The organism is Aliivibrio logei (genome assembly GCF_001691055.1).
GTDB lineage: Bacteria > Pseudomonadota > Gammaproteobacteria > Enterobacterales > Vibrionaceae > Aliivibrio > Aliivibrio salmonicida.
Genome location: NZ_MAJU01000011.1, coordinates 264,935 through 276,910 on the forward strand (window position 1 = coordinate 264,935; position 11,976 = coordinate 276,910).

At 40.0% G+C, this 11,976-nt stretch carries 14 protein-coding genes; all 14 read right to left on the bottom strand.

From position 1 onward, the window contains the following. Positions 1-40: 40 nt before the first annotated feature. Positions 41-1,159 carry a flavodoxin-dependent (E)-4-hydroxy-3-methylbut-2-enyl-diphosphate synthase gene (gene ispG, locus A6E04_RS11740; RefSeq protein ID WP_012549534.1) on the bottom strand — a complete coding sequence of 373 codons (1,119 nt, stop codon included), beginning with the start codon at positions 1,157-1,159 and terminating at the stop codon, positions 41-43. Positions 1,160-1,171: 12 nt separating this feature from the next. After that, positions 1,172-2,062: a RodZ domain-containing protein gene (locus tag A6E04_RS11745; RefSeq protein WP_023603709.1), complete on the bottom strand. Its 891-nt coding sequence runs from the start codon at positions 2,060-2,062 to the stop codon at positions 1,172-1,174. After that, positions 2,052-2,813: a type IV pilus biogenesis/stability protein PilW gene (pilW, locus tag A6E04_RS11750; protein WP_012549532.1), complete on the bottom strand. Its 762-nt coding sequence runs from the start codon at positions 2,811-2,813 to the stop codon at positions 2,052-2,054. Before pilW ends, A6E04_RS11745 begins: the two co-directional genes overlap by 11 nt. A 30-nt stretch (positions 2,814-2,843) precedes the next feature. Continuing rightward, positions 2,844-3,962, bottom strand: coding sequence for a dual-specificity RNA methyltransferase RlmN (gene rlmN, locus A6E04_RS11755; protein WP_023603710.1), 1,119 nt, complete (start codon positions 3,960-3,962; stop codon positions 2,844-2,846). 230 nt (positions 3,963-4,192) lie between these two features. Beyond that, complete coding sequence (ndk, locus tag A6E04_RS11760) at positions 4,193-4,627, bottom strand: nucleoside-diphosphate kinase (RefSeq protein WP_012549530.1); 435 nt, start codon at positions 4,625-4,627, stop codon at positions 4,193-4,195. Positions 4,628-4,715: 88 nt separating this feature from the next. Further along, positions 4,716-6,002, bottom strand: a complete 1,287-nt coding sequence (gene pepB / locus A6E04_RS11765) for an aminopeptidase PepB (RefSeq protein WP_065611461.1) — start codon at positions 6,000-6,002, stop codon at positions 4,716-4,718. Positions 6,003-6,239: 237 nt separating this feature from the next. Then, a complete protein-coding gene (iscX, locus tag A6E04_RS11770; RefSeq protein ID WP_012549528.1) occupies positions 6,240-6,440 on the bottom strand; it encodes a Fe-S cluster assembly protein IscX in 201 nt (66 codons plus the stop codon). A 128-nt stretch (positions 6,441-6,568) separates the two neighbouring features. Beyond that, a complete protein-coding gene (gene fdx / locus A6E04_RS11775; RefSeq protein WP_012549527.1) occupies positions 6,569-6,907 on the bottom strand; it encodes an ISC system 2Fe-2S type ferredoxin in 339 nt (112 codons plus the stop codon). A 2-nt stretch (positions 6,908-6,909) separates the two neighbouring features. Further along, positions 6,910-8,763 (bottom strand): Fe-S protein assembly chaperone HscA, encoded by a 1,854-nt coding sequence (gene hscA / locus A6E04_RS11780; protein WP_065611463.1) that lies wholly within the window; start codon positions 8,761-8,763, stop codon positions 6,910-6,912. Between the two features lie 35 nt (positions 8,764-8,798). Beyond that, the gene (hscB, locus tag A6E04_RS11785; protein ID WP_012549525.1) at positions 8,799-9,314 is read right to left on the bottom strand and encodes a co-chaperone HscB; all 516 of its coding nucleotides are present in this window, start codon (positions 9,312-9,314) and stop codon (positions 8,799-8,801) included. Positions 9,315-9,329: 15 nt separating this feature from the next. Then, positions 9,330-9,653: an iron-sulfur cluster assembly protein IscA gene (gene iscA / locus A6E04_RS11790; RefSeq protein WP_012549524.1), complete on the bottom strand. Its 324-nt coding sequence runs from the start codon at positions 9,651-9,653 to the stop codon at positions 9,330-9,332. 120 nt (positions 9,654-9,773) lie between these two features. Beyond that, positions 9,774-10,151: a Fe-S cluster assembly scaffold IscU gene (gene iscU, locus A6E04_RS11795; RefSeq protein ID WP_012549523.1), complete on the bottom strand. Its 378-nt coding sequence runs from the start codon at positions 10,149-10,151 to the stop codon at positions 9,774-9,776. A gap of 33 nt (positions 10,152-10,184) precedes the next feature. Then, on the bottom strand, positions 10,185-11,399 hold the full coding sequence (locus A6E04_RS11800) for an IscS subfamily cysteine desulfurase (RefSeq protein WP_023603714.1): 1,215 nt from the start codon (positions 11,397-11,399) through the stop codon (positions 10,185-10,187). 31 nt (positions 11,400-11,430) lie between these two features. Then, positions 11,431-11,937 (bottom strand): Fe-S cluster assembly transcriptional regulator IscR, encoded by a 507-nt coding sequence (iscR, locus tag A6E04_RS11805; RefSeq protein ID WP_012549521.1) that lies wholly within the window; start codon positions 11,935-11,937, stop codon positions 11,431-11,433. Positions 11,938-11,976 lie beyond the last annotated feature (39 nt).

The following is an 11,976-nucleotide window of genomic DNA, read 5'->3' on the forward strand; positions in this document are numbered from 1 at the left end:
GTTCACTTCCCAATGGGTTTTATTTATATCTGGATATTAATCAGTCGATCTGATTAATATCAATTTGATTTTCTTTTGATAACATCGCTGCTTTTGCACGGATCCTAGCTTCTAGCTTATCCACGATATTGTCGTTATCAAAACGTTCTTTTTGACGAATGCCATCTTCATAGAATGCACTTTTACGATAACTTCCCGCAATTCCCATATGAGACACTTCCGCCTCGCCTGGGCCATTAACGACACAACCAATCAAAGATACGTCCATTGGTGTGATTAAGTCTTCTAAACGCTGTTCAAGCTCATTAACCGTAGCAATAACATCAAACTCTTGACGAGAACAGGTTGGGCACGCAATAAAATTAATACCACGAGAACGAATTCGTAATGATTTTAATATGTCAAAACCAACTTTGATCTCTTCAATAGGATCTGCCGCTAGCGAAATACGTAATGTGTCGCCAATGCCTTCTGATAATAATAAACCCAAACCAACGGCTGATTTAACAGAACCCGCACGAGCACCACCTGCCTCGGTAATTCCAAGGTGCAATGGTTGCACTATCTGTTTTGCTAGCAAACGATAAGAATCGACAGCTAAAAAGACATCAGAAGCTTTGACACTGACTTTGAACTGATCAAAGTTCATACGATCTAATATATCGACATGGCGCATTGCGGACTCTAGTAATGCTTCTGCTGTCGGTTCTTTATATTTAGCTTGAATGTCTTTTTCTAATGAACCGCCATTCACACCAATACGAATCGGAATATTATTATCTCTTGCACAATCGACAACAGAACGAATTCGTTGTTCATTACCAATATTACCGGGATTAATACGTAAGCAATCCACGCCATATTCCGCAACTTTTAATGCAATACGATAATCAAAATGGATATCAGCAACTAATGGAACCGAAACCTGTTGTTTAATCAACTTAAAGGCTTCTGCCGCATCCATTGTTGGCACTGAAACACGAACAATATCAGCGCCGACTTTTTGAAGTGCATTAATTTGTGCAACGGTAGCAGCAACATCAGTTGTTAACGTATTCGTCATAGACTGAACAGCGATTGGTGCGCCATCACCAATAGGAACATTACCCACATAAATGCGAGTAGATTGGCGACGTTTAATTGGAGACTCTATATGCATGGAATCAACTCATTATTGAGGTAAAGTTAGTCGTGCAACTTTACCGGCAGGATATGCAGATAAATTAACAGGTTTGCCTTTGTAGCTTAACGTGACCGCATTTGGAGCGCCAATCACCAACTCATAAGGTGCTTTGCCTGTTAATTTTAATGTTTGATTTGATTTCTTAACACCTGAATACAAACGATTGTTTGCGGCGTCTTTCACTTGAAGCCAGCAATCACTATTGAATGTAATTACAACATCATCAGTAATAATTGCTTCTTGTGCTTGCTCTGATACTGTCGGCGTTTCAATCGAATCAGTCGCTTCATCAGTAACGGTTGTTTCAGCTAAAGGGGCAGTCACTGTATCAGAACTTTCTAATGTATCAATTCCGTCATCAAGTGCCACTGCACTTTCTGTTGAGCTATCAGCTAACTCATCGACAATAACCGCTTCTTCTTTATTTATCTCTTCAACATGAGACGTCGCTTCTGCGGTTTCAAATTGAGCTTGTTCTTGCCACCACCACAGTACAGACATACTTAGAATAAGCGCAAAAATAACCCATGTTAGCTTCATAATACGGTTATCATGTTTTTCTCTTTTTGTTTTACGAGAAAAACTTTGCATATCGTGTTCTTCAATTTGCGCTTTACCCAGTATATCTAACCCATTCAATACCGCCATTTCTGGAACATTAACGGCTTTTGCATATGAGCGATAATAACCACGAGTAAATGTGGCAAGTTTTCCCATATCAAACTGATCAGCTTCTATCTGCTCGAGAACTTCTACACGCAGTCGTAAGCGCGCTGAAATATCTTCTAACGTTAGATTTGATTCTTCACGAGCGTTTTTTAATAACTGCCCTGGAGCGATAATGGTTTCAATGTTGTCTTCTGTATGTTCAATAGTCATGATTTATATAGGTCTGATATTCTTTGGAGTCCGGATATTTTTGTCCCAAAATGTTTGCATATTTAGTAACCAAATGTGCATTGCCTGCTTTTTTTTCTAATTCTATGAGTAAGCTTAGGCTAACGGGTTTATATCCGTACTTCTTATTAAATTTAAACAGCGAAATCCTCGGTTCTGAATAGTTGCCTTCATCAATATTCAATTTAGCCAATTGAAGGGTGGAACGAACTCGATGGGGATCGTGAGCGAGTGAACGCTCAAAATACGTTTTTGCTGTTACGTTATCTCCACTACTTAGGGCGCACATCGCTGCATTTTCATAGCTTGCTGACACTAAATAGTAGTAAGGTTGTTCAATTGCCAGAGTAAACTTTTGCTGTGCTTCCTCATAACGGCCTTTTCTACAGAGAAAAACCCCGTAGTCGTTTAATACATTACCATTTTTTGATGAATAACGTAATGCTCGTTTGTAAGCCTTTTCAGCTAATTCATTTTCTTCTACTTGTTGATAATAATAAGCGAGGGAAGTTTGAGAGCGGTAGTAGTCAGGAGCATATTGTGCAGCCAGTTCCAAATTCTCACGGGCCTTCATCATATTGCCCGCATTTAAGTAACCTAATCCGAGAGTAATTCGAGCTTCGGAAGCTCGAATTATCTCATCGTCGGTCATCTCATCGGCTTCATTAACCGTGACACAACCGGCACTGGTTAACAATCCAATTGCTAACCATGCTGCACTCCATTTTATCATTCTGCTTTCCCTTGCTGTAATACATCAAGATTAAACAGTTTTTACAGGGATAGCCTCACCTTGCTGTTTAACTTGAGTGCGTTTAGTTCTATCGATTACATCACCGACCAATTGACCACAAGCGGCATCAATATCATCACCACGAGTTCTACGAACCGTTACCGTAAAATCGTATTCCATCAATGTCTTCATGAATCGATCGATACGTGAATTACTTGGCTTTTTGTATGGTGACCCAGGATATGGGTTAAATGGAATCAAATTAATCTTTGCCGGGGTATCTTTTAGCAATTCTGCGAGTTGTCTTGCATGATCCATATCGTCATTTATATGATCTAAAAGTACGTACTCTACCGTTACACGACCACGGTTAGCATTTGATGATGCTATGTATTCACGAACACACGCTAAAAACGCTTCAATATTCCAACGATCATTAATTGGCATGATCTCACTGCGCAATTTATCCGTAGGTGCATGAAGAGAAATAGCTAAAGCAACATCAACTTTGCCGATCATTTGTTCTAAGCCAGAAACAACACCTGATGTAGATACAGTGACACGACGTTTAGACAAACCAAAACCTAGATCATCAAGCATAATATCTAATGATGGAATTAGATTTTTCATATTAAGCAATGGTTCACCCATGCCCATCATTACGACATTCGTAATTGGACGGCGACCCGTTTCTTTTTCTAAACCAATTTCACGAGCTGCACGCCAAATTTGACCGACAATTTCAGAAACTTTAAGGTTACGGTTAAAGCCTTGTTGTGCTGTTGAGCAGAATGTACAAGCAAGTGCACAGCCCACTTGAGAAGATACGCATAAGGTTGCGCGATCACCATCAGGGATATAAACCGTCTCAACATCTTGATCGCCTACTTTCATCGCCCATTTGATGGTGCCATCAACTGAATGCTGAGCTTCAGATACGTAGGGTGCTCGAATTTCACATTTCTGCTTTAGCTTTTCACGAAGCTTTTTGTTGATGTTGTTCATTTGATCGAAGTCATCACAACCAAAGTGATACATCCACTTCATGATTTGATCTGCTCGGAAGGCTTTCTCTCCTAATTCCTCAGAAAAAAATGCTCGAAGTCCTTTACGATCAAAGTCCAGTAGATTGGTTTTAGTTGTAGTCATGTTGCCTCTCTGATAAATAACATCACCGCTAATATGGGCGCAGAATTGTACAAGCTTTGAGAGGATATTACTAGAGTTTCAGGCATGAGAGCCGTTAGGAGGGAGTTCATTTAACAATAAAAAGGTTATCGTATTTATCGTTCTGTTATCTAGGGTATTCATATTACAGTAAATACAAGCTCCTCTGAATCTTCAGGGAGCCTGCAAACATTCTAAACTCTTAGTTCGATTTACTCAGCAGGGCGTGGGCAAATTTCATCTTCAACAAAGAAATAAGCAATCTCACGAGCGGCTGATTCAGGACTGTCCGAGCCATGCACAGAGTTATAACGCATGCTGATCGCATAATCAGAACGCAAGCTACCACAGGCCGCTTCATCTGGATTTGTTTTTCCCATCAATTCACGGTAGCGAGTAATAACACTTTCACCTTCAAGCACTTGAACCATAACAGGGCCTGATGTCATGTACTCAACGAGTGCATCAAAAAATTCTTTGCCTTCATGCTCGGCATAAAAACCTTGAGCCTGTTCTTTTGTTAGAGAGAGCATTTTAGCGGCTACAACTTGCATACCCGTTTTTTCAATACGACGGTAAATAGCACCGATTAAATTACGCTTAACCGCATCTGGTTTTACAATTGAAAAAGTACGTTCTATTGTCATTCTACTTTCCTTCAAGTTTCTTTTACTTCTTAAAAGCTATTATAATTATTAGAAAAAAGACCGAGTCTATTGCCCGATCTTTTCTTATTTATTTTGTAAGAATGTTCGCTAATGTTCTTACACCGACACCCGTTGCCCCTGCTGACCATTTGTCTGAGGGAGCGGTTCGGTAAGTTGCAGAGCAATCCATATGCAACCAGCCTTTCTTATAATCATCAACAAAATAAGAAAGAAAACCCGCGGCCGTACTTGCGCCTGGTGAATAGGCTCCAGAACCAATATTCGCTAAATCAGCAAAATTAGAAGGCAACATCTCACGATGAAATTCCATTAACGGCAAACGCCATAAACCTTCGTTCTCTTCTTGAGCTGAAATTAATGCTTGCTGGCTTAACTTTTCATCAAAACTCAATAATGAATGAAAATCATTACCAACCGCCATTTTAGCGGATCCCGTTAGTGTTGCACAATCGATAATTAATTCGGGGGTTTGCTCAGAAGCAAATTGAAGGCCATCCGCTAAGACTAAACGTCCTTCTGCATCTGTATTTAAAATCTCAACCGTTTTTCCATTTTTATAGGTAATGATATCGCCTAACTTTAATGCTCGACCTGATATCATATTTTCTGCGCAGCATAAAACCAATTTAACACGCTTATCTAAACCACGAAGAATCGACATTGCAAGACCTGCAGTAACAAGCGCAGCTCCGCCCATGTCAGCCTTCATTGATGCCATGCCACCTGAAGGTTTAATGCTGTAACCACCAGAATCAAACGTAATGCCTTTACCTACAAGACAAGCGTATACAGGCGCATTTTCATCACCCGTTGGGTTGTAGTCTAATTGCAGCATCGCAGACGTACGTTCAGAGCCACGACCGACGGCATACGTTCCCGTCCATCCTTCCGTTAAAAGATCTTTATCTTTTACAATTTTAGCTTTTACCGTTCCTTCTGGAGCAACTGATTTAATGAATTCGGCCGCCATACTCGCCAACTGGCGTGGGGCAACTTCTTCTGCCGTTTTATTAATAATGTCACGGGTCCAGTTGGTCGTTAAAATACGTGCATTTAATTCTTTTTCGTCATGATCTGAGAGTGAGTTCCAAGCGATATCATTATTACTTTTCGAACCACGGAAGCCTTGAATAAAAGACCAAATAGATTCGAGATCCCATGACGCGCCATCCAAAGCGACATCAACAATACCTTGAGTATTTAACTTTCGTGCAGCACGTTGAACCGTACTGTATACATCATTGTCAGTATAATGAATGACGGCGCCTTCTGTGGTAAATGAAAGCAGTGCGTTATTCCCCCAATGAGCAAGAGCTTTTGTATTTGAAAGTTGTACTGTCATCTTCTGTGACATCATGTATCTCCTTTATAAAACGCAACACCACTCAACAATAAGTCATGATCATACCAATTCAACTTGCCATTGATTTTTATTGCATTTTTGTATTCGGTTAAACGAACAGAACGTTCGATTTTTAAGTCAATTTGCCTACTTTGAACCCATGATTCAAGGAACTTAGGTTAATTCTAAGAGATGGAGCCAACCAATTGCTGATATTTCATATATTTCAGACGAGATCCTTCATTAAGACTAATCCCACTCATCCATCCAACAAAGAATGATAGCTTCTAATACCTTCTCTCCTGAGTGCTTTGGATCGTCATCAAAATCATCCAATTCCAATATCCACTCAAGTAAATCCGTAAAGCGAACCGTTTTAGGGTCAACTTCTGGGTATTTTTCTACTAATTCAATCGCAATATCTTGAGAATCTATCCATTTTAAGCTCATAATCACATCCTTAAATTATGTTGATACCATTAACTTACTAATATAAAAAAAGGTAAGTTCTGAGGGGTAAGCTATTACTCACATCTCATCCCTTACCTTTTTAGAAGAGGCTAATTAATTCGTTAAAATTAATGCTCTTCTGATGCTAAGTTTAGTGTATATTTTGGAATTTCTACCACTAAATCTTGTTTTGCCATTCTTGCTTGGCAACCTAAACGAGATTCAGGCTCTAGACCCCATGCTTTATCTAGCATGTCATCTTCAAGCTCATCACTTTCTTCTAATGAATCAAACCCTTCACGAATAACAATGTGGCACGTTGTACAGGCACATGATTTTTCACATGCATGCTCAATAGCAATACCATTTTTTAATGCAACATCTAAAACGGTATCGCCTTCATTCGCTTCAAGCACTGCGCCGTCAGGACATAATTCACTGTGTGGTAGAACAATTATCTTTGGCATTTCTATACCTCATCAATAGATTGACCAGCTAATGCGGCACGAATAGAGGCATCCATTCGACGCGCTGCAAACTCTTGGCTTGCTTCATCAGCGTGTTTAATTCCGTCTTCAATTGCTTGCGTATCAGTACCTTTACGTACCGTAATTAACGCTTCAACTGCTTGTAATATTACTGTTTGTTCTTCTTTCGATAACAATGCATCACCATCGTTATTTAACGCTACGACTAATCCTTCGATAACACGATCGGCCTCAACTTGTTGCTCAGCCAGTGCTCGTGCTTTCATATCATCTTTTGCATAGGTCATAGAATCTTTTAACATTGTAGCGACTTCATTATCACTCAAACCATAAGATGGCTTAACTTGAATATGAGATTGAACACCAGTGCTTTTTTCCATTGCCGTAACAGATAAAAGACCATCGGCATCCACTTGGTAAGTCACTCGAATATGTGCAGCACCAGCTGTCATTGGAGGAATGCCTTTCAATGAGAAGCGCGCTAATGAGCGTCCATCTTCAACCATTTCACGCTCACCTTGAACAACATGAACCATCATGCCTGTTTGACCGTCTTTAAAAGTCGTAAATTCTTGTGCTTTAGCTACTGGGATTGTGGTATTACGAGGAATGATTTTTTCAACTAATCCCCCCATGGTTTCAATACCCAGAGACAGTGGAATTACATCGAGTAATAACATTTCTGCGTCTGGTTTATTACCCACTAAAATATCCGCTTGAATGGCTGCGCCAATAGCAACCACTTGATCAGGATCGATACTGGTTAATGGTGTTTTAGCAAAATAATCACCAACAGAACGTCGAACGATAGGTGTTCTTGTTGAACCACCAACCATGACCACTTCCATTACGTCTTCAGAACTAATATCGGCATCTTTAAGAGCACGGCGGCACGCCATTAGTGTTTTCTTTACTAATGATTGAATTAATTGATTAAAGATATCAACCGTAATAGTGCCTGACCATTCTTTAAAAGAAACCGTGACTGAATCTGCATCTGACAATGCGACTTTGGTTTCTGTTGCTAATGTCAAAAGCTCACGTTGTTCTTGATTAGAAAGGGCCGTCGTAATTTCTGCTTGATCTTTAATCCATTGGGATAGTACATGGTCAAAATCATCACCACCGAGTGCTGAGTCGCCCCCTGTAGCTAGTACTTCAAATACACCTTTTGATAAACGTAATATTGAAATATCAAACGTACCACCACCAAGGTCATAAACCGCAATAATACCTTCTTGACCAGAATCAAGACCATAAGCAATCGCTGCGGCCGTTGGTTCATTTAATAAACGTAGAACATTTAAACCCGCAAGTGTTGCTGCATCTTTTGTTCCTGCTCGTTGAGCATCGTCAAAATAGGCAGGAACCGTAATTACGACACCTTCAAGACTGCCACCTAAAGTGACTTCTGCGCGATTGGATAATGATTTTAAAATTTCAGCAGACACTTGAATTGGATTAACATCACCCTGAGTAGTATGGATAACAGGTAACCCATTATCGCTTTCCGTAAATTGATACGGTAAATCAGGATAACGAGCCTGAATGTCTTTCAATGAACGGCCCATTAAACGCTTTACTGAAATAATGGTATTTTGAGGATCAGAAGCAGCCGATTGGTAAGCATTAGCACCTACACAAATTTTATCATCTTGATATTGCACTACAGATGGAAGAATCACGTTACCTTTCATATCGGGCAATGTATTCGCTTCACCACTTCTAACAGAGGCTACCAGCGAGTTAGTGGTTCCTAAATCAATGCCAACCGCTAACTTATGTTGATGCGGTGCAGCACTTTGTCCAGGTTCAGAAATTTGTAGAAATGCCATCGGTAATATCCTTCACTTAGTTAATCTAACAAAGATTAACCTAATAATTTATCTTCTAACTTTTCGACTTCTTGGTTTAGCTTATCAATAAACTTAAGTTTACGAACGCTTTGTGCCGCTTCTTGCCATAACTCGGATTCTAATTGCTGCTTTAATTCAGCTAATTGAGTTTTACGCATTGCAGAAACATTTTCTGAAAAATCAAACAGTGCACTTTCAGGATCTGAACTTGATAGCAAGTCTTCGAGATCTTCTCGTAACTCCATCTGTTGCATTAGAAACATAGGATCTTGCATTGTGGTTTGTTCGCCACGAATGTCATGTCCTTGCTCTGATAATATATACTCTGCACGAGTGACTGGATTTTTAAGCGTTTGATAAGCGTCGTTGATTTGTGCCGCTTTTTGAACGGAAAGCAAGCGGTCACGCTCTGAAGAGGTCGCGAAATTGTCGGGGTGGAATCGTTTCTGCAATTCAAGGAACTGAGCAGAAAGAAGGCCACCATCCAGTTCAAACTGGTTTGGTAGCCCAAATAATTCAAAATGATTCATAGTTAACGTTATGCTCTATACGTTGAAGCTTTCACCACACCCACATTCACTTTTTACGTTAGGGTTGTTGAACTTGAAGCCTTCATTTAGACCTTCTTTGGCAAAGTCTAATTCAGTGCCATCCATATAAGCTAAACTTTTTGGATCGATGATGATTTTTACACCAAACTTTTCAAAGACTTCGTCTTCTTCATTTAGATCATCAACAAACTCAAGAATATACGCCATACCAGAGCAACCAGAGGTTCTTACGCCTAAACGTAGACCAATGCCTTTTCCTCGGTTTTCAAGAAATGTTTGAACACGGCTTGCTGCTGCTTCGGTTACTGAAATGGCCATACTACAACCTTTACTATATTTGTTTTGTGGTCATGGATGTCATTAACTAATAATGACCTACTTAGATAACAAAGCGCTTTACTATATTACAAACAAAACGCTTTATTAGATTGCTTAATCTTAGTGCTTATTACGGTAATCAAGTACCGCTGCTTTAATTGCATCTTCCGCTAAGATTGAACAGTGAACTTTTACTGGTGGTAATTCTAGCTCTTCTGCAATTTCAGCATTTTTCAATGCAGCAGCTTCGTCAAGAGTTTTACCTTTAACCCATTCAGTTACTAATGAGCTTGACGCAATTGCAGAACCGCAACCGTATGTTTTGAATTTTGCATCTTCAATAATGCCTTCTGGAGACACTTTGATTTGCAATTTCATTACGTCACCACACGCTGGAGCACCAACCATGCCGCTACCAACTGATGGATCATCTTTTTCAAATGAACCTACGTTACGTGGGTTTTCGTAGTGATCGATTACTTTTTCGCTATAAGCCATGATAAATACCTCTAAATTCTGAAACGTCCGTGTTTAGTGGTGTGCCCACTCAACCGTGTTTAAGTCGATGCCTTCTTTGTACATATCCCATAACGGAGACATATCACGCAGTTTATTTACTGCCTGGCTAATTTGTGTAATTGCATGATCAATTTCTTCTGCCGTTGTATAACGACCAAAAGAGAAACGAATTGAACTGTGTGCTAATTCATCATTCAAGCCTAATGCACGCAATACATACGATGGTTCAAGACTCGCTGAAGTACATGCTGAACCAGAAGAAACAGCAAGATCTTTCAATGCCATTAGCAATGATTCACCTTCAACAAACTCAAAGCTGATGTTTAAGTTATGTGGTACACGTTGGTCTAAATCACCATTAATGTGTACCGCTTCCATATCTTTAACACCATCAAGAAGACGATCACGCATTGCTAGGCAATGGTCGTAATCTTTTTGCATCTCTTCTTTTGCAATACGACAGGCTTCACCCATACCAACAATTTGGTGAGTTGCTAATGTACCAGAACGGAAACCTCGTTCGTGGCCACCACCATGCATTTGTGCTTCTAAACGAATACGTGGTTTACGACGAACGTACAATGCACCAATGCCTTTAGGGCCATACATTTTATGAGCAGAAAGTGAGATTAAATCTACTTTCACTTCTTGTACATCAAGTGGGATTTTACCCGCTGATTGCGCCGCATCTACATGGAAAACAATTTTACGTGAACGACAAAGTTCACCGATTGCCGTGATATCTTGAATCACACCAATTTCATTATTTACGTGCATAATAGAAACAAGAACCGTGTCTTCACGCATTGCTGCTTCTAATTTAGCTAAATCAACCAAACCATTTGATTCTGGGTCTAAGTACGTTACTTCATAGCCTTCGCGCTCAAGTTGACGACATGGATCAAGAACCGCTTTATGCTCAGTTTTACATGTAATTACGTGCTTACCTTTCTTATGATAGAAATGCGCAGCACCTTTAATTGCAAGGTTATCTGATTCTGTAGCGCCTGATGTAAATACGATCTCACGTGGATCGGCATTTAATAAAGCAGCAATATTGTCACGAGCAGTATCTACTGCTTCTTCAGCCTGCCATCCGTAACGGTGTGAACGTGATGCTGGGTTACCAAAGCATCCATCCATAGTCATATGTTGAACCATTTTATCGGCTACGCGCTTATCAACAGGACAAGTCGCCGAATAATCAAAGTAAATTGGCAGTTTCATTTTCATCTCCGAGAATACAGACGTTTGACCGTCAAAAGCGGACATTAACACCCACAGAATTTGTTAATTTTGAATTCGTTACTAACCCATTATTTAAGGCTGCATCGATGTTTTGTCGATCTGATACTTGTTGAACTTCATTATCAACCATCAGCTCACCAAGGCTTATACCATCTAAGAAGCTACTGATACGTGAACTTAAATCACGCCACAATGTGTGCGTTAAACAACGCGTGCCACCTTGACAACCTTCTTTACCATGGCACTTAGTTGCATCAACCGATTCATCAACCGCCGAAATAACCATTCCAACCGCAATTTCATCTGGTTTTAATCCTAAGCGATAACCACCACCTGGACCTCGAACACTAGCAACTAAACCAGCTTTACGTAATTTAGAGAATAATTGTTCAAGATAAGATAATGAAATTCCCTGTCGTTCCGATATATCGGCAAGTGGCACAGGCCCTTCTTGAGCATGCAGTGCAACATCAAGCATTGCCGTTACTGCATACCTTCCTTTCGAAGTTAATTTCATAAGTTACCTCATACCCACACTATTCGTATGGAATGAAGT